Origin of the sequence: Streptomyces rimosus (assembly GCF_008704655.1) — a bacterium.
Lineage (GTDB): Bacteria > Actinomycetota > Actinomycetes > Streptomycetales > Streptomycetaceae > Streptomyces > Streptomyces rimosus.
Window position 1 is genome coordinate 1705374 of the sequence record NZ_CP023688.1, and the last position, 21242, is coordinate 1726615.

The window sequence follows — 21242 nt, forward strand, 5'->3', positions numbered from 1 at the left end:
CCCTGACCCGACCGCCACGGCCGACGCGCCGCATCGCCCTCGCGGCGGTAGGAAAGATCCGTGAGACCCACGCACGGGCGGGCCGCTCCCGCCGCTCTGGCCGCCCTGGCGGCGCTGACGCTCCTGGCGGCGGGATGCGGCCCCCAGCAGCCCGCCACCGGACGGCACGGCGCCACCCCGGGGCAGCCCGCCGGGGCCGCGGAGCCCGGCGGCTTCACCCTCCTCGCCACCGGCGACGTCCTCCCGCACACCGAGATCATCGAGCAGGCCCGCAAGGACGCGCACGGCCGCGGCTACGACTTCGGGCCCATGCTCGCCGGGGTACGCCCGCAGGTGTCCGGCGCCGACCTGGCGATCTGCCACATGGAGACGGTGTACGGCGCGGACGGCGGACCCTTCACCGGCTACCCCGCGTTCACGTCCCCGCCGCAAGTAGCCGCCGCCCTCAAGGCCACCGGCTACGACTCCTGCTCCACCGCCTCCAACCACACCCTGGACGCCGGTGCCGACGGGGTGCGCCGCACGCTGGGAGCCCTGGACGCGGCGGGCGTACGGCACGCCGGTTCGGCCCGTTCCGCCGACGAGGCGGCCCGTCCCGCTCTGCTCAAGGCCGGGCGGGCGACGGTCGCCCAGCTCGCGTACACGTACGGCACCAACGGCATCGCCGTACCCGAAGGACAGCCCTGGACGGTCGGTCTGATCGACCGGGACACGATCCTCACCGATGCGCGGGCCGCCCGCCGGGCGGGCGCCGACGTGGTCGTGGTCAGCCTCCACTGGGGCACCGAATGGCAGCAGGAACCCGACGGGCAACAGCGCGCCCTCGCCCGTGACCTCACCGCCGCCCGCACCGGCGACCGCCCCGACATCGACTTGATCATCGGCACCCACGCGCACGTCCCGCAGGCGTACGAGAAGGTCAACGGCACCTGGGTCGTCTACGGGATGGGCGACCAGCTGGCGGGCTACATGTACAACCCGCAGGGCGCGGTGGACTCCCGCGGCAACCAGAGCTCGATGGCCCGCTTCACCTTCGCCCCGCCGCACGCGGCGGGCGGCCGCTGGAACGTCACCAAGGCGGAGTTCATCCCGCAATTCACGGACGTGGACCGCGACTTCCGTGTCCTCCCGCTGACCGAGGCGGCGCCCCGCGGCTCCGCCTACGCGCGCGCCCGCGACGCCATCCGCGACGTGGTCCTGTCGCGGGGCGCCGCCGACGACGGCCTGACGATGACCGGTTGAACGGTTGACCGGCTGACCTGCCGACCTGCCGACCTGCCGACCGGGGGCCGGGGCGTCGGCCGGGGGCGAATCCCGCAACTGATCGCGTTCGGCGCGGCACCCCAACTACGCTTTCCCCATGGACATTCTGGGGACCTCGCTGCGGGTGTGCGTGACCGACCTCGACGCCGCGGTCGGCGTCTACGAACGACTGACCGGCGCCGAGGCGATGCGCTTCCACCACGGTGGCGTCTCGGTCGCGGCCGTCGGCTGCTTCTTCCTGATGAGCGGTCCGGAGGCGCAGCTGTCGGTCCTCCGCAAGATCACCGCGACGCTCGCCGTCGAGGACGTGGACGACGCGGTGGCCGACCTGACGGCGGTCGGCGCGCAGATCATCGCGGGCCCGCTGCCGACGCCGATCGGCCGCAACGTCGTCGCCCGTCATCCCGACGGCTCGGTCTTCGAGTACGTCGACCGCAAGGCGGCCTGACGCCCGGAGGCGGCGCCGTGCCCGGCGTCAGGATGCCTCCAGCACGATCTTCCCGCGCGTCCGGCCCTCCTGGCTGCGGCGGAACGCCTCGGCCGCCTCGGACAGCGGCAGCACCGTATCGACGTGCACGGTGAGCTTCCCGGCGTCGGCCAGGTCGCCCAGCGCCGTCAGACCAGCGTGGTCCGGCCGCACCCACACCATGTGCCCGCCCTTCTGCTTCACCTCGCTGTCGGCGATGGAGGCGACGCGGGAGGTGTCCCGCAGCAGTTCCTGCGAGACATCGATGACGCCGTTGCCGACGAAGTCCACGGCCGCGTCCACCCCGTCGGGGGCCACCTCCCGCACCCGGTCGGCCAGGCCGTCGCCGTACGTCACGGGCTCGGCGCCCAGGGAGCGCAGGAAGTCGTGGTTGCGCTCGCTGGCCGTACCGATGACGCGGGCGCCGCGGGCCACCGCGATCTGCACGGCGAACGATCCGACGCCGCCCGCCGCGGCGTGTACCAGCACCGTCTCCCCCTTGGCCAGGCCGACCCGGTCCAGGGACTGGAGGGCGGTGAGCCCGGCGAGCGGCAGCCCGGCGGCCTGCTGCCAGTCGAGGGCCGCGGGTTTGCGTGCCAGGGTCCGTACGGGCGCGGCGACCAGCTCGGCGAACGTGCCGTGCTGGACCTCGTCCTTGCGTACGTACCCGACGACCTCGTCACCGACGTCGAACTCGGTCGCGTCCTGGCCGACCGCCTCCACGACACCGGCCACGTCCCAGCCGGGGATCAGCGGGAAGTGCACGTCCATCATCGGATCGAGATATCCCGCCAGCACCTTCCAGTCCACCGGATTCACCCCGGCCGCCTTCACCCGCACCAGCACCGAGTCCGGCCCCACCTTGGGGTCGGGCTGATCGGTCCAGGTGAGCGTGTCGGGGTCGCCGTAGCTGTGCGCGATGACTGCCTTCATGGTCGTGCCTCCCAAGTGGTTCCCCGCAGGGGTCCGCGCCGGTCCCGCACGGGTATCCGCGCAGGTCCCGCACATGTACCCGCACCGCGCCGTGTCACCCGAGTGGCCCGCGCCCGGTAGTGCGGGGGACGGGCGGTGTGTTCGCGTGGAGGGAGGCCGGCCCGTGCGGGACGGAGGCCGGTCAGCGCAGCGGCGTACCGCCGGTCGCCGCCGTCGACGGGAGTCGGTCATGTCTGTGCCCCGCTGGATCCGTATCGCCGTGCCCGCCTGTGCGCTGGCCGCCGGGGGCTGCGTCCTGTCCTGGGCGGGCGCGGCGGCCGGGGTGACGCCGAGCGTGCTGCCCGCTCCCCAGGTGAAGGTCGGCAAGGCGCAGACGGACCTGTGTCCGACGGCCGCCGTCACCCAGGCGCTGGCCGACCAGGGAGTCACACTGGAGGCGAAGAGCCCGGGCATCGTCGTCGATTCGGACGGGCGCCGGTGTGTGCGGCTGCCGATCAGCAAGGGCGAGTTCGCCCTCGACCTGAGCAAGGGCTCGGTGCCCGCCGACGGCGGGATCGTCTTCCGTAAGGCCGGGGGCCGGAGCGTGTCCTTCACGGACGTGGTGTTCGACTTCGGCTCCCACCGGGCCAACGGTACGGCCGCCGCCGACGGCGCCAAGGCGGGCCGGGCGCCGCGGCAGTCGGTGGAGCTGTTCTCCTTCGCCTTCGACGTGGGCAAGACCAAGGTCGATCTCGCCAAGGGCGCCGCCGAGGGCGCCGCCGCCCTGAGCCTGGGCACCGCCGGGCACAACGCGCTCCAGGACGCCTTCGGCACCAGCCCGCTGCCCAGCCAGGGCACGGTGTTCGACGCCACCGCCGGTGGTGACGTGGCCCAGGCGGCACGGGCGCTTTCCCGCGCCCTCCTGCCGTGACGGGCACGCGGGACGGTGTCCTCGGCCGGGCCGCCGTCGGCGTACAGGAGCACGGTGGCGCCGAGCAGGTCCGTGTCGTACTCCCCCCGCGCTACTGCCCGCTGCCCAGCGCCGTCCACCCGGACGCCGGCCGGCTGAACGCGCGCGCGGCGCACTGGCTGAACGGGTACGGCCTGTGCCGGGACGGCGCGCAGCGGGTGCGGATGACCGGCAACGACGTCGGGGGCTTCTACGGCCGCATCATGCCCCGGGCGCCGGGCGACCGCCTCCAGCTGGCGGTGGACTGGTGCGCGCTGATGTTCGCCTTCGACGACCAGCACTGCGACGAGGGCCCGGCCAGCCTGCGCGCCGGGGACTTCGCGGGCTTCGCCACGCGCCTGCTGCGGGTGCTGGAGGCGCCGGGGACGGTACCGGGCGACGACCGGGACCCGTTCCTGGCAGCGGCCGGCGACCTGGCGGCGCGCTGTCGTGCCGAAGGCACACCGGTGCAGGTCAGGCGCATGGTGGACGGGCACCGCGCCTGGTTTCTCGGCGTTCTGTGGGAGTTCGGCTGCCGTCTGGGCGACCGTACGCCGTCCCTGGACGACTACGCCCACCTGCGCCAGCACACCGCGGCCGGTACGGCGACCACCAGTTGGACGGAGATTGTCGACGGCGCGGAGATACCCGGCGCGGTGATGGACGCGCCCGTGGTGCGCGCGCTCAGTGAACTGGCCTTCACCACTGCGGCCTTCGACGACGACCTGTTCTCCTACGGCAAGGAACGCTGGCTGGCCGCCCGTGACCCGAGGCCCGCACGCTGCCGGCTGAACATCGTCGACATCCTCGCCGCCGAACACGGCCTGGGCCTCGAAGCGGCGACGGCCGCGGCCGTCGACCTGTGCAACCGGCTCACCCTGCGCTTCGTACGGCTGCGGGATCAGGTGCTGCCCGGAGCGCAGGAGCCGCTGCGGCGCTACCTCGGCCACCTCTCCCACCTGATCCGCGGCAACCTCGAATGGGGCCTGCGCGCCGGACGTTACACCAACCCCGACGGCCGCCACCCCGGCGCCGTCCGTACCACCGGCTCCTTCACCCCGGCCGCGCCGCGCGCCGACGCGCCGCCGCCGATCCCGTCCATCGCCTGGTGGTGGGACCGGTTCTGAGGCCGCCCGCCGTCAGCCGCGCGGGGTGAGCGCCAGATCGACACGGCTCCGCGGGCGCAGCGCGACCGCGGCCCTGGGCTCGGCCGGCGTCGGCACGGCGATACGGAAACGGCTCATCATCGTGGCCACGACGAGGGCCGCCTGCTGGAAGAAGAACGACTGGCCGACGCACTGGTGGGGTCCGTCGCCGAACGGCAGGTACGCCAGCGGGTGCCGGCCCCGTACGCGCTCGTCGGTGAAACGGCCGGGGTCGAAGCGCAGCGGCCGCTCCCAGAAGGCGGGCAGCCGGTGGGTCAGGTACGGGGACAGCACCAGCGTGGCGCCGGCCGGAACGGTCACCCCGCCGATGACGTCCTCGGCGACGGCCGTCCGCGGCACCGCCCACGCCATCGCGTACAGGCGGCAGACCTCGGCCAGCACCCTCCGGGTGAACACCAGCCGGCGGGCGTGCTCGGGCCGGGGCGGCCCGCCGCCGAGCACCGCGTCGGCCTCCCGGCGCACCTCCGCCGCGATGTCGGCATGCCCGGCGAGGGCGACCCAGGCCCACGTCAGCGTCAGGGCGCTGGACTCCGAACCCGCCACGAACATGGCCACGATGTCCTGGGCCACATGCGCGTCGCCCAGCGCCCGGCCGTCCGCGTCCGCCCCGTCGAGCAGCGTGCTCATCAGGTCCGGGCCGCGGTGGTGCGCGTGCCGTGCCCGGCGGATCAGCGGCAGCAGGATGCCGTTGACCGTACGGGTGGCGCGGGTGAAGGCGCGATCGCCCGGCAACGGCACGGCGAGCGGTACGAAAGGCAGCGCCATGCGCCACAGCAGCGAGTCGAACGCGACGGCGACCGCCGCGGCGAGCCGGTCGCACTCCCCCTGCGGAATGCGCGAGCCGAAGAACGCCGGATTCACGACCCGGAGCACGACACGGGTCATCTCCGTCAGCGCGTCCACCGTCGCGCCCGCCGCCACCCGCCGCTCCAGGTCCGCCACCGCCCCGGCGACCGCGTCGGCCGTCCCGTCGGCGAAGACGTGCGCACCGCCCGACAGTCCCCGGCACCACAGCTCACGGCTGGCCCGCCACTGCGGCCCCTCGCCCGCGATCCCCATCCCCGTCAGCCGCCCCATCGCCTTCCACATCGCGGTGCCCCGGCGGTAGTTCGCACCGTGGTCGCGCAGGACGTGCCGCAGATGATCGGGGTGGGTGACCAGGAAGGGCCGGAAGGCGCCCAGCTCCAGCCGGGTCAGCGCGCCCTGCGACCGGCGCCCGGTACGTTCCATCAGCCCCAGCGGACCACCCGCCCGCAGGCCGCCGAGGACATGGCGCAGGGGGACGGTGTGCAGCCGGTGCTCGTTACGACCAGGCGTATCGATACGGGTACGGCTCGCCATGACGGTGCTCTTCGCTCTTCCGCGGCGCGGTGTGGCGGACGCGGCCGGGCGGCACGCGCAGGCGTGATCACGCCGAGCACGCCCGCACCGCACCCTATGCGGGTGCCGCCGCCCTGCCCGCCCAGCCACACCGGGCCATACGGGGCGTGTCCCCGTCAGCTCACGGCCTGCCCATGTCGATGCGCTGCCCGTCCGCCCCGACGGTGACGCGGTGCTCGCTCCACCCGGGCCAGCCCAGCTCTCCGTAGGAGCGGCGGGGCCGCTGGGCGCGCGTCTTCATGAACGTGACGGGTTTGATGAGACGGCCGGTGGCGTTGCCCTGCCCGTCGCAGACGAGTCTGAGCAGGGCGTCGGTGTTGTACGGGGTGTCGATCGGCGTGATGATCACCCCACCGGGGCGTACCTGACGAGGCCAGGCGGCCGGTATGTGACGGACGGCGGCCGTGGACAGAATCCGGTCGTACGGCGCGGCAGCCGCGTAGCCGCCCTCGCCGTCGCCGACCACGGCGTGCGGGGCCAGGCCGAGGGCGTCGAGATTGCCGGCGGCCCGCCGGGCCAGGTCGGGGTCGATCTCCACGGTGACGATGTTGGCGGCGCCGACGCGGCGGGCCAGCAGGGCGGTGGTGTAGCCGCTGCCCGTGCCTATCTCCAGCACCCGCTCGTGCGGCTGCGGGTCCAGGTGGTGCAGCATGTCGACGATGACCGCGCTGCAGGAGACGGAACTGGTGAAACACCCCTCTGCGGCCGGCCCGTCCTCGGGGCGCACCCGCCCGTCGTCGATCTGCGTGATCAGCGCGGCGAGGGGCCGGTAGACGGCCTTGAGCCACTGCCCCGGCCGCTCGTTCCGGTCCAGCAGCGGGAAGCGCCCGTCCCGCCGGGTGGGCCACCACACCCGGTCCGGTACGAAGTGCTCGCGCGGCACCTCCAGGAACGCCGCCCGCAGCCAGTCACGCTCGTGGAAGTACCCACCGCCGTACCCGTCGATCGCCGCCACGCACCCCCGCCGCAGCGCCACCGCGTCCACCATGCCGGTACCGGACCGCGCTACTCGTCGTCCTCGTCCTCCGCCGGCGTATCGTCCTGTGGCATCGGACTCCCCGGCTCCCCAGGACTCGCGAAATCCCCGCCGACCTGCCCGTTCTGCTCCTGCCGATGCCCCATCACAGCCCCCTTCGCCCAGGCGGATCCGACAGGAACAGTGTCCAGGGGGTGCCGGCGAAGCGCCAGCGTGCGGGCCAGCACCTCGTCCACGTGCGGACGCACCTGCTCCATCAGCTCTCGGGGCCAGACCTCGTCCTCGTAAAGGGTGGTGAGGTACAGGTCACGGGCGTGCTGGAGGGCGGGGCGGTGTTGGGCGGGGAGGTGGGTGAGGGCCCAGTCGGCGGCGGTGTGTTTGGGCACGACGTGGCCTGTGGCGAGGGTGGTCCAGATGCGGGCCAGGGTCAGGAGGACGTTGCGGGTGTCGTCGGCCAGGTCGGCGAGGAGTCCGGGGATGCTTTCGACGCTCGCCCGGACGAGGTCGGGGTGCGGGACGGGGTCGAGGAGTTCGGCGGGCGGTGGACCGGTGAGGGGGTGGTCGCCCGCCAGGACCATCGTGAGCACCAGGGCCAGATCGGGCATCGGCTCGGGCATCGGGGGTCCGCTCGCCCGGAGTGTGTCGCGCAGCCACTCGCCGTACAGGAAGTCCCCGGTCGGCGGAAACCGCCAGGGGCGGACCTCGGACTGTACGACGACGGTGAGTTCGACCGGCCGGACGGCGGCCGTGAGGCCGGAGATCTCCAGCAGGCCCGCGAGGAGCGCGCGACGCTGCCGGTCGTCCAGGCTCCGCCGCGTGACGGCCAGTACGTCCAGGTCGCTGGCCGGAGCGAGGCCGCCGAGCACGGCGGAGCCGTGGAGGTAGGTGCCGAGGAGGTCCGGACCGAGGACGTCGCTGACGAGTCCGGCGGTCTGCGCGAGTTGATCCATCGCGTCAGTGTCGGACACCGCCCGCCCAGCGGCACGCGATTTCCGGCGCGCCGCTGAGTGGTGGCTGACGGCTGGCGGTCAGCTCACTTGACGGGCATAAAGCTCATGACGCCCTGGGGAAGGTCGTTGGACTTCGTGCCCCAGTTCATCGTCCAGCCGTGGCCCTTGCAGTTGGCCTTGGGGAACGTGCGCAGGAAGTACCGCGTGTTGTTGTTCATCGACTGCGCCGGCACGGAACGGCTGTTGTAGCACTTGCCGGGCTGCGCGGCGATCTTGCCGGACGTGCCGGTGAAGTTCTTCCCCGACCAGAGGCAGACGTGGTTCTGCTCGCACGCGCCGCTCGCGGCCTGCGCGGGCGCGGACATGACCGTGAAGCCGAGACAGCCCGCGGCGGCCAGCACGCCCGTGGAGCGGACCAGGGTCTTGAGAGGAGACATGGAAACCCCCGTACTCCGTACATTTCCGTTTGGTTGACGTTCGCCGCGAAGCGGAGCGGTGATCACCGCCGCGGCCGTCTCACCCTAAAGGATCAATGGCGTGCCGGGCCGTCGGCGACGCGTCTCACACCTCCCGCATCCGGAATTCGTAGCGCTCCGGAAGCGGGTGTTCCGCACGGGCCTTGGCGTGGACGGCGGGGGTCACCGGGCCGGTGCCCGCGGTGAGGCGGTCGGCGATGGCGTACCAGGTGTCGCTGAGGGTTTCGTCGCCCTCGCGGAGGTCGGGGACCTCGAAGCCGCGGTCGAAGACGGCCCGGGCGGCCGGGGCGTCGCCCCGGGCCAGGGCGACTTGGGCGGTGAGCAGGGCGAAGCGGCCGTTCGTACGGGCGGCTGCCGGGATGCGGTCAAGGGCGGCGGCGGCCTCGTCGGTCCGTCCGGCGGCGAGCAGTGCGGGAACCGCGGCCCGGACCAGGGCCGGGAGCAGCGGCGCGGTGTGCTCCGGCCCCGTCTCGTCGTCGGTTACGCAGGCCAGCGCCTCGGCGTAGCGCTGGGCCGCCCGCGCCGTCTCCCCCTCGGTCTCCTCGGCGACGGCGAGGCAGTACAGCGGCCGGCAGTCCGTGCCGTGTGCGAGGGCCCGTTCCCAGCTGCGGACGGCCTGGGCCCGGTCGCCCGCGTGCCACTGGGCGATGCCGAGGTGGTAGTCGGTGGCCGGTCCGGGCGGCGCGGACTCCAGCAGGTCGCGCCAGGGCGCGGAGACGAGGGGTGCGGTGGGCACGCCGGCATCGCGCGGGAAGTCGCCGGTGTGCAGCAGCGCCAGCCAGGGACGCTGTTCGGGGCCGATGGTGGATTCGGCGAAGGGGGTGCCGGGCAGGTCGTGGCCGGTGCGCGCGCGTTCCAGCGCGCCCCAGCCGGAGCCGGTGGCCAGTGTTTCCTTCGGTTCGAGGTCGGCGTGCGGCCGCCAGGCGGCGAAGGCCGCGTCGACCTCTGCGCGCGGCAGGGCCGCTTCGAGCCGGTCGCCGACCTCGCGCCGGGCCGCCGCCCAGTCCGTACCGTGCACGGCGGCCGGGTCGGCGGCGAGCGGTCCGTACGCCTCCAGCCAGGCGAACTCCGCGCCGCCGTCGAGCCGTACGTGCTCCAGCTGCGTACGGACCAGGCCCGCCTGGATCTCCGCGTAGCCGCCGGTGCCGGGTTCGGTGAGCCACTGCTGCCAGCGGCGTCCGGCGCGGCCGGCGCCCCACAGGAACAGTTTGCGGCCGCGCAGTGTGTCGGTGGAGGTGTGGACCAGGCCGTGTCCAGAGCCGTCGAGCGAGGTGATCCAGCGCCGCTCGCCGTCCGGGATGTCGTAGAAGTGGTCGGCGGGGAATTCGCTGCGCAGCGGGTAGGTGCGGTCGGCGCCGTCCGACTCGGGGACGGGGATGCGGCGCAGGCGGTGTTCGTAGCCGAAGTGCCATGCGGCGTCCGCCGGGGCGAGGACGCGGGTGTGCTCGTCCTCGGGTACGGCGATGTTGGACCACCAGTAGGCGGGGACCGCGTTCAGGTGGGGGTTGCGGATGCGTACGCCGACGTACAGGAAGTCGGAGCCCTCCGGGAGCCAGAGGTCCACCTGGAAGGGGAGGTCGCGCAGCCGCTCCCACTCCCACAGGCGCAGCATCTCACCGCCGTCGGGCGCCGGTACGGTCGCGGCGTGCACCGGGGCGCAGGACAGGGCGGTGTGGCCGGTGGCGCCGATGTTCCACTCGATGCCGCCGGAGAACCAGGCGCCGTTGAGCGCGAAGTTGGCGGGCTGCAGGACGGGGTTGCGGTAGAGCAGTTCGCGGCCGGTGGGCTTGTGGTGGAGGGAGTGGACGCGGCCGCCGAGGCCGGGCAGGACAGTGGCGCGCAGCCGGTCGTTCTCGATGACCAGCGCGTCGAGGGCGGTGTCGGCTCGGGTCCTTCCGTACCCGTCGCGGACGCTCTCGGGCAGCAGCGAGTCCAGCGGCGCGTAGCGGAGCTGGCGGGCCATGTCGGGCGGCAGGTCCAGATCCTCGGACAGCTCGACGCGGTGCACGTCGCCGGGGGTCCGTACGGCGGGCAGCGGACTGACCGGGCCGACGGGCGCCGCGGGAAGGGTCAGGGTCGTGCGTCGCACACTCGTGGCCACTGCTGCCTCGCATGGTTGTACCGGGCCACCTCGGGTGCGGTGGCCGCCTGTTGACCATGGAACCCTGTCGGCGCGCCCCTGAACAGGGCCTATTGAAGCCAGGTACGGTCAGGGCTGCGCGAGGACGCTTTCGAGCAGACCGGCGAGGAGCGCGGCGCCGGTGCCTTCGGGGTCGAGGTCCGGGTCGTAGATGGCGAGGTCGAGTCCCACACAGCGCGGGGAGGCGGCCAACGGCGCGAGCAGGTCGTGCAGTTCGGGGGTGAGCAGCCCGCCGGGGTCGGGACTGTCCACTGCGGGCATGACGCTCGGGTCGAGCACGTCCGCGTCCAGGTGGATCCAGAATCCGTCCGGGGCGGTGTCCTGGAGATCGCGCAGGACCTTGCGGGCGACGGTGGCCGGTCCCTGTTCCCTGATCTCGGAGGCCGTGCGGTGGGAGATGCCCAGGCCGGTCAGTTCCGGGCGGTCCTCGTCGTTGTCGCGGATGCCGAGAAGGTGCAGGTCGGTGTCGCGTACGTACGGTGCGAGGCCGTCGATGCCGGTGAGGTCGGCCTGGCCGCGGCCGGTGATCTGGGCGGTGCCCTCGCCCGCCGCGGCGCCCACGGGGCCGTTGCGGCCGGTGTTGCCGGGGTGCCGGAAGTCGGCGTGCCCGTCGAGGTAGGCGACGCCGTAGCGGCCGGTGCGCCGCAGGCCGAGGACGGCACCGAGGAGGATGGAGCAGTCGCCGCCGAGCAGGACGGGGAACTCGCCCGCGCGTACGTGCGTCTCGACGCGGGCGGCGAGCCGGCGGGTGTAGTCCGCGATGGCGGCGGCGTTGAAGTCGCCGTCGCCCTCCTTCCAGCCGTTCAGGTCGTAGCGGGGCGGTACGACGACGCCGCCTTCGAGGGCGCCGAGCCGCCGCAGCAGGCCCTGTTCGCGCAGCGCGCCCGCCAGCTTGTAGCAGCCGGGGACGGTGCCCGGCGCGGGCGGGCGGAGGCCCAGGTTGGAGGGGGCGTCGAGGAGCACGATGCGGCGCATCCGGCCATCTCATCGCACCGGGAGCCGTGAGGCAACGGTTTTCCGGAGTGGCGGGGGTCGGTGGCGCCGGAAAAGGAGGCGCGCGGCCGGGCGCCGTGTCGTACCGTTGCGGGCGCATCGATACGAAGGCAACGGAATGAGGGACACGGCGATGGCGACGCAGCACACCTACCGGGTGATCGTGCGCGGACGGTGGGACGGCCTGACCGACGGGGCCAGGGCGAAGCTGCTGGCCGAGGCGGACCAGCACGGCCTGGCGCAGCACCGGTTCACACCCGAGGGCTCGCTCGTCTACGACGCCACGCTGCGCTCGTTCACCTACCGGTACGTGATCGTCTCGGACGCGGCGGACGGCGAGGAGCTGGCGGCCGCCCTCGCCGAGGAGAAGGCGGAGGCGGCGCTCACCGCGGCCGGGTACGGCTACCGGGACCTGCGCTCCTCGGCCACCGACATGGACACCATGAAGATCAACCGGAAGGGCCGCTGAGTCCGGCCGGCCTTCGGGGCCGGGAGCCCGCTCACCGCGCGGGCGGCTCGTTGAACCGCAGTTGGTTCCCGAACGGGTCGGTGAGGGTCAGCGTCAGCCCGATCTCGCCGTCCTCCTCCAGGCCGGGGCTGAGGAACGGATAGTCCTTGGCCGACAGTTCGGCGTGCAGCGCGCGCACGCCGGACAGCTCCGTGTACACCACCGAGCCGGGCGTCCCGTCGCCGTGGTGCTCGGACAGGTGCAGGACCAGGCCGCCGCGGGACACCTGCGTGTACAGCGGCAGCTCCGGCGCGAAGCGGTGCTCCCAGTCGACGGCGCAGCCCAGGTAGCCGAGGTAGAACTCGTGCGCCTTGGGCACGTCGAAGACGCGCAGCACCGGGACGGGGTGCCGGAAGGTGATCTCGGACATCAGGCCGCCTCGAACATGTCGCTCGTGATCGCCCAGCGTTCGTGGTCCCGCCAGGCGCCGTCGATGAACAGGAAGTCCGGTGAGTATCCCTCAAGACGGCAGCCCGCGCGCCGGGCGAGGGCCACGGAGCGTTCGTTGTCCGGCTGGACGTTGATCTCCAGGCGGTGCAGCCCCAGCTCGTCGAAGGCGTACCGCATGGCCAGCCGCAGCCCTTCGCTCATCAGGCCGCGCCCGGCGGCGTGCGCGAACGCGCCGTATCCGACCGCGCCGTTGCGGAAGGCGGCGTACACGATGTTGTTGACCGTCAGGAATCCCGCGATGCCGCCGGTCTCCAGCTCGCAGATGAGGAACCCTTCGCGCGTCGGCTCCTGGAGCTTGGCGAAGTAGCCGTCGTACGCCGCGTCGGTGACCGGTGGCGACAGCCACGGCCGGTGCAGCGGCACGCTCTCGCGCGCCCGCGCCGTGAACTCCGTCCGGTCCGCCGCGGTGAAGTGCCGGATGCCGACCCGCGGACCGGTGGCGAGGTAATGATCGTCACCCATCGTCCGATCGTACGAAGTGACGAGCCGCCGCGCCAGGCATTCCGGCGGGGCGCGCGAGCCGCGGGGCGTGCTTCCGGGCCCGCCGGGTCAGCGGTCCTCCCAGGCCGGAGCGTCGGCCCCCAAGCGTCCCGGCGGGCGGTGCCAGTTGCGCGGGCCGCCCTCGAAGGCGACGGGCGGGAGGGCGTGGCGGAGGGGGCCGAGGGGGCTGGGCGAATCGGTGAGGCAGCGGGCGGGGTCGTACGGCCGGGTGGCGGTCGGCCGCGGGGCGGGGTCCGGCCGGGGGACCTCGTCGAGCAGCCAGGTGGCGGTCCGGGCCAGGGCGAGGGTGGCCAGCCGCGTACCGCCCGTACGGGACTGTTCGGTCAGGGCGCGCAGCACCGCCGCGGCCAGCAGATAGCCCGTACCGTGATCCAGGGCCTGGGCGGGCAGCGCGCCCGGGGTGCCGTCCGTGTCCCCCTCGATGACGGCGATACCGGTGGCCGCCTGCACCAGGCTGTCGAAGCCGCGCCGTCCGCCCCACGGCCCGTGGCCGCCCCAGGCGGACAGCCGGGCGACGACCAGGCCCGGCCGGCGTTCCGCCAGGACCTCGGGCGCCAGGCCGAACCGGTCCAGGGCGCCCGGCCGGTAGCCGGTGACGACCACGTCGGCGGTGGCGAGGAGGGCGTCGAGAGCCGCGCGTCCGGCACGGGAACCGAGGTCGAGCGTGGCCGAGCGTTTGCCGAAGCCGGTGTCGGCGTGGGCGTCCGGGCTCTCCGGCAGATGGGGCGCGTCGAGGCGCAGGACATCGGCGCCGAGGAGCGCGAGGGTGCGGGTGGCGACCGGCCCGGCGATCACCCGGGTCAGGTCCAGCACCCGCAGTCCGGCGGCCGGGAGCAGCGGGTCCGGGTCGCCGTCGAGCGCGGTGAGGCGGCGCGGTGGGGCCCCAGCGCCGATGCTCTCCAGGGTCAGCAGGGGCCGGGCGGCCATCGCGGCGCCCTGCGCGTGGGCGGCCCACGCGCCCGGCGTACGGACGGCGACGGCCAGCCCGCCCGCCGCGTACACGGTCTCCTCGGCCTCCGCCGCGCGCCGCTCCGCGAGTTCGGCCGCCACGTCCGCCGCGTCCGCCGTCCCGGGCAGTCCGAGTGCGGCGAGCAACCGGGCGCGGTGGTGCGGGTAGTTGGCGTGGGTGCGGACCCAGCCGTCGGCGGTCCGCCAGAAGCGCGAGAGCGGCGCGAAGGCCGAGGGGGCGCGGCCGTCGATCCGCAGGTGGCGTTCGCTGCGGAAGGCGGTGGTGACGGCGCCGTCGTCCACGTGTACGTGCGGCACGGCGCGCCCGGTGCGGCGGGCGGTCAGCTCGGCGGCGGCGAGCGCGCAGACGGCGACGGCCGAGCGGGCCGCCGGAAGGACGGGGAGCCGGGCGGCGAGCAGGTCCTCGGCCGCGTCGGACGGGCCGCCGTAGGTGACGCGTTCCGGCAGGGCGGGGTCTCCGCCGAGCGCCGCCCAGACCAGGCCCGTGGCGGCGGCACCGCCACGGGCGACCTGGTCCGGAACGCCGGTTTCCGCGCCGTCCGCCGTACCGCCCGGATGTATGTGCGTCATGCACGAAAGTGTGGCATCCGGTGCGGTACGGCGTCGGTCAAAAACAGCCCAACTACGCGGCGGGCCGACGGGTCCCGGTGATCCCCGGCATCCCGGTCGGTCCCGCCGCCCGCCATACGCACCACCGCGTGCGCTGCCGAAAACGGACCGACTGCGCGGCCGGCCGACGGGACCCACAGATCCGCCGTCCCCGGTCAGCCCCGCCGCTCGCCACACGCACCACCACGCAGGCCACCGAAAACGGCCCAACTACACGGCGGGCCGACGGGACCCACAGATCTGCCGTCCCCGGTCAGCCCCGCCGCTCGCCCTACGCACCACCACCGCAGGCCGCCAAAACGGCCCAACTACACGGCGGGCCGACGGGACCCACCGATCCCGCCGATCCCGCCGCCCCCGGTCAGCCCCCGACGCCCCCCGTACGGACCGCGCAGGCCGCCGCGTACCCGTCCGGTACCGTCACGTCCGCCATCTCCCACCCGGGCACCGGGATCGGTACCGGCCCCGCGCCGACCAGCGTCGTGGTCATCAGGTCGCCCGCCAGGCCGCTGCCCTTGCCTTTCAGGCACGCCTCCTTGCGGGTCCAGCAGCGCGCGAAGGCGGCCGGGCGGCCGGCCTCCGGCAGCGCGTCGAGCGTCGCGCGCTCCTGCGGGTGCAGCATGCCCGACACCTCGGCCACGGTCCGGGGCGACGCCGGCTTCTCGATGTCCACGCCCACGGGCGTGCGCGCGAAGCCGATCAGCGCCATGTCGCCGGTGTGCGAGAGCGAGAAGTGCAGCGGCATCCCGGCACCGGCGAGCGCGGGCCGTCCGTGCGGCTCGTCGCAGCAGGGGCAGGGTTCGCGTACGAAACGGAGCGCGGCCGGGTCGCGGTCCAGGTACGCGCCGAGCAGGCGGCGCAGCGCGCTGTGCGAGGTGGCGTAGGTGTCGCGGTCGCCGGGCCGGACGAACGCGGCGGTGCGCTTGCGCTCGCCCGCGTCCAGCACCGCGGTGTCGTGCAGCCCGGCCTCGGGCACGGTGCGCACCAGCCACAGCGACACCGCCGGCGGGCCGTCCGCCGGCAGCGGCCCCGGCAGCGCGGCCGAGTCGTACACCTCGGGTATCAGGGCGGGCCGCGCGGCGCCGCACTCGTCACTCGGGGCCCAGGTATCGCCCGTGGTCATCGGTCGTACTCCCTCGTTCTCATGTCGCCCGTCCGCCCGGCACCGTTACGGCCGTGTCCGGTGACCGTACCCGGCCCGAGGGGCGCGCGCGGCCCACTCGCGCTCCCCCGCGCTCGGTGCGGCCAGCGCCAGCCGGCGGTGCGTACGGCGGAGCATCGCACGCGCGAGGACCGGGTGCACACGCCGGACCAGCGCGAAGTAGAGCCGCCCGCCCGCGTGATGGGTCCGCACGACGGTGCTCAGCGTCACCCGGCCGCCGTGGCCCACCGTGCGCCCGTCCACCCCCGCGGCGGGGCTCTCGACCAGGATCGACGCCCGGAAGTCCAGGTGGCGGGCGTCCTTGCCGAGCAGGAGTTCGCCGCCGTCCGCGGTCGTGGCGCGGCCCTGCTCGGGGAACGCGCCGCGCAGCACGCCCTTCCAGGCCGCCGGGTCGCGCGGCATCCCGGGCGGCAGCGGCAGCTGCCAGGCGTCCTCGAAGTCCGTGCGCGCGAAGGCGGTACGGGCCAGCCGGGCGCCGGCGGGGAGGCCGACGGCGGTGGGGCGGTCCCACAGGAGGCGATTGAGCAGTTGGACATACGGGGACCGGCGGACCGGGGCGCTGACCGTGCCGGTGGCCGCGCGCTCGACGTTGTCGAGGACCTCTTCGACGACGGTGGTGTGCAGCCACCGGACGGCCAGCGGCCAAGCCAGACGGCGGGCGCCCCGGTGCCCGTGCTCCAGGACGTGCGTCACCCGGCAGCTCTTGGCGTCGAGCGGGGTGACCTCGAAGGCGTGGTGGCCGCCGTCGGGGAAGCCGAAGCGGACGCGGCGCCCCGGCTCATAGGCCGTGACGCGATAGCGGACGAAGCCGTGGCCGCCGGTCGCGCCGGTGCCCAACGGGCGGTCGAAACGCATGGCGGGCCACACCGGCACCGGGAAGAGCGGGTCGTCGTCGCCCGCCAGCCGGTCGAGCAGGGCGCCGACCTTCCCGGCCGGAGCGTCGATGGTGCGTGCGTGGACATCGCGGACCGTGCGCATCGGGCACCTCCATACGGTTGCGTATGTTGACCGTACGGTAGCGTATGGTCATGGCGCCACAGCGAACCGGGGACCGTACGAAGCCGAAGGGCACCCGCCGCCGGCTGACCGCGCGGGACTGGGCCGAAGCCGCCCTCGCGGCCATCGGCGAAGGCGGCCTGGCCGCGGTGGCCGTGGAGCCGATCGCCGCCCGCCTCGGCACCACGAAGGGCAGCTTCTACTGGCACTTCGCCAACCGGGAGGCGCTGGTCGACGCCGCGCTGGAGCTCTGGGAGCAGTCGCACACCGAAGCGGTCATCACGGAGCTGGCGGCCGAACCCGACCCGGAGCGGCGGCTGCGCGCCCTGTTCGCGTACGCGACCGCGGCGTCGGCCGACGACCCGCTGGAGGTCGCGCTGCTGGCCACGGCCGCGGACCCGCGCGTGGCGGCGGCCCTGCGGCGGGTGACGGACCGCCGCGTCGGCCATCTGGCCGAACTGTTCGCCGCGTTGGGCTTCCCGGAGGCCGAGGCCCGCCGCCGGGGCCTGCTCGCGTATACGGCGTATCTCGGCCACACCCAGCTGAGCCACGCCGTCCCGGGAAGTCTCCCTCAGGGGCCCGACCGCGACGGCTACCTGGACTCGGTGCTCGACACCCTGCTCCACCAGGACTGATCCGGTGTCCGCCGGCGGTGGAACGATGCTCTCCGCCCGCCGCGGTCCGATGCCCCGCGGCACGCCGTCGCGCGGCCGGAATTGGCCGGTCTGCGCGTAGACGTATTACGTGCATGGGGCATGAAGTGGAGTGGTCCGGAGCGGACCACCCGCCCCACCCCCCACTCCCACCCCTCACTCCCGCCTCTCCTCCCCCAGCCCTTATCTCCTCCCGACCCACCGTCCGCCAGCCTTGTCGAAGGAGTCCGACGGCCGCACCGCCACGCACCTTCCCACCTGGAGGTCCCATGACCGAGGCGCTGCCCTTCCCGCAGGACCGGACCTGTCCCTACGACCCGCCCGCCGGCTACCAGCCCCTGCGCGACAGCCGCCCCCTGTCCCGCGTGACGCTCTACGACGGGCGCCCCGCCTGGGTGGTGACCGGGCACGCCGAATCGCGGGCGCTGCTCACCGACCCGCGCCTGTCCGCCGACCGGCAGAATCCGGCGTTCCCCTCCCCCGCCCCGCGCTTCGAGACGCTGCGCAAGGTGCGGACCCCGCTGCTGGGCGTCGACGACCCCGAACACAACACCCAGCGCCGGATGCTGATACCGAGCTTCAGCGTCAAGCGCGCCGCCGCGCTGCGCCCCCGCATCCAGGAGATCGTGGACCGGCTGCTGGACGCCATGGAGCAGCAGGGCCCGCCCGCCGAGCTGGTGTCCGCCTTCGCGCTGCCGGTGCCGTCCATGGTGATCTGCGCGCTCCTCGGCGTCCCGTACGCCGACCACGAGCTGTTCGAGGGCCTGTCCCGGACGCTCCTGCAGAGCGCCGACCCGCAGGAGGTCACCGAGGCCCGCGACAAGCTGGAGGACTACTTCACCGCCCTGGTGGAGCGCAAACGGAAGGAGCCGGGCGACGGCCTGCTGGACGAGCTGATCGCCGAGCGGCTGGACTCCGGCGAGCTGGGCCACCGCGAACTGGTCCGGATGGCCATGCTGCTGCTGGTGGCCGGCCACGAGACCACCTCCAACATGCTGTCCCTGGGCACCTTCACGCTGCTGGAACACCCCGAGCAGTTCGCCGCCCTGCGCGCCGACCCGTCGCTGCTCCCGGCCGCGGTCGAGGAGCTGCTGAGGTTCCTGTCCATCGCCGACGGCATGGTGCGGGTGGCGACCGAGGACATCGAGATCGGCGGCGTGACGATCCGGGCGGACGACGGCGTGATCTTCTCCACCTCGGTCGTCAACCGGGACGGCGCCGCCTACGCCTCGCCGGACACCCTGGACTGGGAGCGCTCCGCCCGCCACCACGTCGCCTTCGGCTTCGGCGTCCACCAGTGCCTGGGCCAGAACCTGGCCCGCGCGGAGATGGAGATCGCCTTCGGGGCGCTCTTCGCCCGCTTCCCCGGTCTGCGCCTGGCGGTGCCCGCCGCCGAGATACCCGTCAAACCCGCCCACGCCCTCCAGGGCCTGGTCGAACTGCCCGTCACCTGGTAGCGGCGGACCGCCGCCCACACCCTGTACCCGTCAACGGAGGAGAGCCACCATGAAGATCGACATCGATACGTCCGTGTGCATCGGCTCGGGCCAGTGCGTGCTGACCGCGCCGGGGGTGTTCACCCAGGACGACGACGGTTTCAGCACCCTGCTGCCCGGCCGCGAGGACGGCACGGGCGACCCGCTCGTACGCGAGGCCGCCCGCGCTTGTCCGGTTCAGGCGATCGCGGTCACGGACGACTGACGGTCACCGCACCCGGGCCCGGCGCGCCAAGCCGGGCCCGCACTACGGCAGGTCGTCGTCCAGCCCCTCCACCCCCTCCCCCACCACCGGCAGATCCAGCGTGCCCGTCCGTGCGCGCGTGCTGCTTACGGTCACCTGTTTGCTGCCCCGGTTGCCGAAGTACGCGGTGTCGCCGGCGGCCATGACCAGCCGCAGCCGGTGGCCCGGCGCGAAGCGGTGGACGATTGCGGGCAGGTTGACGGTGAACTCCCTGGTGACGTCGGGCACCCGGACGGGGGCCACCAGGCGGTGCACGAGGGTTTTGCCACCGTTCGGTGCGACGTCGTAGAGCTTGAGGAAGAGCAGCAGCCGGTCGGCCGCGTCGTCGGAGTGCTGGGTGCGTTCGGCGTCGGGGGAATGGACGCGGAGGGTGGCGCGGGGCGAGCCGACCACGTCCACGGGCCGCCCGCGCACCGGCTCGGACGCCCAGTCCAGGTAGGTGCCCCGGGTGTCGTACGGCTTGGGGTTCGGCAGCTTCATCAGGGCGGCCAGCGAGCTTTCCGAATGGCTCGACGCGACCCGCCAGTTGCGGTAGTGGCGGCTGCCGGTGGCCACGTCCGCCGGGTTGTCCACCAGCTTGCCGTCGCCGGACAGGTACAGCCGCCGCGGGATGCCGACGGGGTAGACCTCCGAGGCGGCGTAGGCAGGGCCATGGGCCGCCCAGTCGCGGTAGTAGGCGAAGGCCGGGCCGGTGTCGGTGTCCCACTCCCGGCGCAGATAGCGGCCGAACCAGGCGAGGGTGCGCCGGCCCACGTAACTGGTGTCGAAGTTCCCCTTGCCCAGGTCGAGTTCTCCGGGCGCCGGGTCGGTCATGCCGCCGCTGTGGCCCCAGGACTGCCAGATCATCGCGGTGTCGGTGCCCTGGGCCCGCAGGGTCTCGAACGTCGCGGCGGCCTCGTTGAGGTTGAAGAGGGTGTCCGCCTGCCCCTGGACGAGCAGGGTGGGCGTGCGGACCGTGGCGAGGTAGGAGGTCGGGGAGACGCTGCGCGCATAGTCGAGCGCGGCTTCCGTGGGGGCGGACGGATAGCGGTTGGAGTTCAGCCGCTTCTTCAGCTCGCACGCCGGCGCGACGAAGTGCACACAGCCCGCGCCGCCGCCCCGGGACGGGTCCAGACGCGGGTGCAGCAGGCCCTGGGCCTCGCCGATGAGGTAGAAGCCGTTGGTCCACTGGTGCTTGTACGCCCCCGGGGCCGGCCCCGCGACGCCGGAAGTGCGATCGGCATTGTTCGGCGCCAGCGCGTACGTGAGGTCGTGCCAGGTGATCAGCGGGACCAGGGCGTCCAGGCGCTCGTCCGCCGACGCGGTGGCCAGCTGGATCGCGCCGCCGTACGAGCCGCCGAACATCCCCACCCGCGGGTCGCGCGGGCCGTCCTTGGTGACGAAGTCGACGCGGACGCCGTTCTTGGCCGCCCGCTGCCCGGCGAGGAAGTCCAGGATCTGGCTCGCCGCCCGTCCGTCGATCCGCGGGTCGTCCAGGGAGATCGGGCAGCCGGTCCGGCCGAAGCCGAGGCCGGAGTAGGCCAGCGCGACATAGCCGCGGGAGGCGAAGGCGCGGGCGATGGCGTCGGTGGAGCCGTCCGACTTGCTGCCGCCGAAGCCGTTGGTGGTCACGACGGCGGGTGCCGGGTGCAAGGCGTCCACCCCGGTGGGGCGGTACAGGTCGGCGTCCAGATTGCAGTCACGGCCGCCGGCCCGTACCGGCAGCTTCAGGGGGGTGACGGCGTAACCGGGCTGCCGGGGGCCCGCCGCGCCGGCCGGACCGGCGGCCGTGACCGGCCCGAGGAGGGCGGCGCACGCGGCGAGGCACACGGAGGCGGTGACGGGCAGCCGCGCGGAACGGGTGCGCGCCGCGCGCCGGACGGGCCGGGACGCGGCCCCGGGCAGGGCACTGGACACGCTGGGCACGCAGACCTCCACAACGGCACGCCGTACCAAGCGGTCGGTAACGGCCGGCTCATGGTGTGACACGGGTAACAGAGGTGT

General features: G+C 73.9%; 21 protein-coding genes. 8 read left to right on the forward strand and 13 right to left on the reverse strand.

The annotated features are described in order from the left end of the window. The first annotated feature begins 60 nt into the window (after positions 1-60). On the forward strand, positions 61-1242 hold the full coding sequence (locus CP984_RS06915) for a CapA family protein (protein WP_003981769.1): 1182 nt from the start codon (positions 61-63) through the stop codon (positions 1240-1242). A 118-nt stretch (positions 1243-1360) separates the two neighbouring features. Next, a complete protein-coding gene (locus CP984_RS06920) occupies positions 1361-1711 on the forward strand; it encodes a VOC family protein (RefSeq protein WP_003981770.1) in 351 nt (116 codons plus the stop codon). 27 nt (positions 1712-1738) lie between these two features. On the opposite strand, the gene CP984_RS06925 is transcribed toward CP984_RS06920, so the two are convergent. Further along, positions 1739-2662, reverse strand: a complete 924-nt coding sequence (locus tag CP984_RS06925; protein ID WP_003981771.1) for an NADP-dependent oxidoreductase — start codon at positions 2660-2662, stop codon at positions 1739-1741. 229 nt (positions 2663-2891) lie between these two features. On the opposite strand from CP984_RS06925, the gene CP984_RS06930 reads away from it, so the two are divergent. Both CP984_RS06930 and CP984_RS06935 read left to right on the forward strand, forming a co-directional pair. Further along, complete coding sequence (locus tag CP984_RS06930) at positions 2892-3572, forward strand: hypothetical protein (RefSeq protein ID WP_003981772.1); 681 nt, start codon at positions 2892-2894, stop codon at positions 3570-3572. Further along, complete coding sequence (locus CP984_RS06935; RefSeq protein WP_003981773.1) at positions 3569-4717, forward strand: terpene synthase family protein; 1149 nt, start codon at positions 3569-3571, stop codon at positions 4715-4717. The genes CP984_RS06930 and CP984_RS06935 overlap by 4 nt, the downstream gene beginning before the upstream one ends. A gap of 12 nt (positions 4718-4729) precedes the next feature. Here CP984_RS06935 and CP984_RS06940 read toward each other — a convergent pair whose 3' ends face one another. From CP984_RS06940 to CP984_RS06965, 6 genes are all read right to left on the reverse strand, one after another. Then, a complete protein-coding gene (locus CP984_RS06940; protein ID WP_003981774.1) occupies positions 4730-6097 on the reverse strand; it encodes a cytochrome P450 in 1368 nt (455 codons plus the stop codon). A gap of 160 nt (positions 6098-6257) precedes the next feature. After that, positions 6258-7124 (reverse strand): methyltransferase domain-containing protein, encoded by an 867-nt coding sequence (locus CP984_RS06945; protein WP_003981775.1) that lies wholly within the window; start codon positions 7122-7124, stop codon positions 6258-6260. A gap of 17 nt (positions 7125-7141) precedes the next feature. Further along, a complete protein-coding gene (locus tag CP984_RS06950) occupies positions 7142-8062 on the reverse strand; it encodes an aminoglycoside adenylyltransferase family protein (RefSeq protein ID WP_078575378.1) in 921 nt (306 codons plus the stop codon). Between the two features lie 83 nt (positions 8063-8145). After that, a complete protein-coding gene (locus CP984_RS06955) occupies positions 8146-8499 on the reverse strand; it encodes a peptidase inhibitor family I36 protein (protein ID WP_003981777.1) in 354 nt (117 codons plus the stop codon). A gap of 124 nt (positions 8500-8623) precedes the next feature. Continuing rightward, positions 8624-10627, reverse strand: a complete 2004-nt coding sequence (locus tag CP984_RS06960) for a DUF5107 domain-containing protein (protein WP_003981778.1) — start codon at positions 10625-10627, stop codon at positions 8624-8626. A gap of 120 nt (positions 10628-10747) precedes the next feature. After that, positions 10748-11653, reverse strand: a complete 906-nt coding sequence (locus CP984_RS06965; RefSeq protein ID WP_003981779.1) for an arginase family protein — start codon at positions 11651-11653, stop codon at positions 10748-10750. Between the two features lie 151 nt (positions 11654-11804). Between CP984_RS06965 and CP984_RS06970 the strand changes: the two genes are divergently transcribed. Beyond that, positions 11805-12140 carry a DUF6204 family protein gene (locus CP984_RS06970; protein WP_003981780.1) on the forward strand — a complete coding sequence of 112 codons (336 nt, stop codon included), beginning with the start codon at positions 11805-11807 and terminating at the stop codon, positions 12138-12140. Positions 12141-12171: 31 nt separating this feature from the next. Here CP984_RS06970 and CP984_RS06975 read toward each other — a convergent pair whose 3' ends face one another. The 5 genes from CP984_RS06975 to CP984_RS06995 all read right to left on the reverse strand — a co-directional run bounded on the left by CP984_RS06975 (position 12172) and on the right by CP984_RS06995 (position 16848). After that, positions 12172-12549, reverse strand: a complete 378-nt coding sequence (locus CP984_RS06975; protein WP_003981781.1) for a glyoxalase superfamily protein — start codon at positions 12547-12549, stop codon at positions 12172-12174. Then, entirely contained in the window at positions 12549-13091 is a 543-nt protein-coding gene (locus tag CP984_RS06980; RefSeq protein ID WP_003981782.1) for a GNAT family N-acetyltransferase, read from the reverse strand. The genes CP984_RS06975 and CP984_RS06980 overlap by 1 nt, the downstream gene beginning before the upstream one ends. An 87-nt stretch (positions 13092-13178) precedes the next feature. Next, positions 13179-14669, reverse strand: a complete 1491-nt coding sequence (locus tag CP984_RS06985) for a CoA transferase (protein WP_003981783.1) — start codon at positions 14667-14669, stop codon at positions 13179-13181. 400 nt (positions 14670-15069) lie between these two features. Further along, the gene (locus tag CP984_RS06990) at positions 15070-15831 is read right to left on the reverse strand and encodes a 4'-phosphopantetheinyl transferase family protein (RefSeq protein WP_003981784.1); all 762 of its coding nucleotides are present in this window, start codon (positions 15829-15831) and stop codon (positions 15070-15072) included. A 45-nt stretch (positions 15832-15876) separates the two neighbouring features. Then, on the reverse strand, positions 15877-16848 hold the full coding sequence (locus CP984_RS06995; RefSeq protein WP_003981785.1) for a DUF2867 domain-containing protein: 972 nt from the start codon (positions 16846-16848) through the stop codon (positions 15877-15879). Between the two features lie 44 nt (positions 16849-16892). On the opposite strand from CP984_RS06995, the gene CP984_RS07000 reads away from it, so the two are divergent. The 3 genes from CP984_RS07000 to CP984_RS07010 all read left to right on the forward strand — a co-directional run bounded on the left by CP984_RS07000 (position 16893) and on the right by CP984_RS07010 (position 19220). Beyond that, entirely contained in the window at positions 16893-17501 is a 609-nt protein-coding gene (locus CP984_RS07000; protein WP_003981786.1) for a TetR/AcrR family transcriptional regulator, read from the forward strand. 287 nt (positions 17502-17788) lie between these two features. Further along, positions 17789-18976, forward strand: coding sequence for a cytochrome P450 (locus CP984_RS07005; RefSeq protein WP_003981787.1), 1188 nt, complete (start codon positions 17789-17791; stop codon positions 18974-18976). A 49-nt stretch (positions 18977-19025) separates the two neighbouring features. Then, the gene (locus CP984_RS07010; RefSeq protein ID WP_003981788.1) at positions 19026-19220 is read left to right on the forward strand and encodes a ferredoxin; all 195 of its coding nucleotides are present in this window, start codon (positions 19026-19028) and stop codon (positions 19218-19220) included. Positions 19221-19262: 42 nt separating this feature from the next. Here the strand turns inward: CP984_RS07010 and CP984_RS07015 are convergent, their stop codons facing one another. Further along, on the reverse strand, positions 19263-21164 hold the full coding sequence (locus CP984_RS07015; protein ID WP_003981789.1) for a CocE/NonD family hydrolase: 1902 nt from the start codon (positions 21162-21164) through the stop codon (positions 19263-19265). Between the last annotated feature and the right edge of the window lie 78 nt (positions 21165-21242).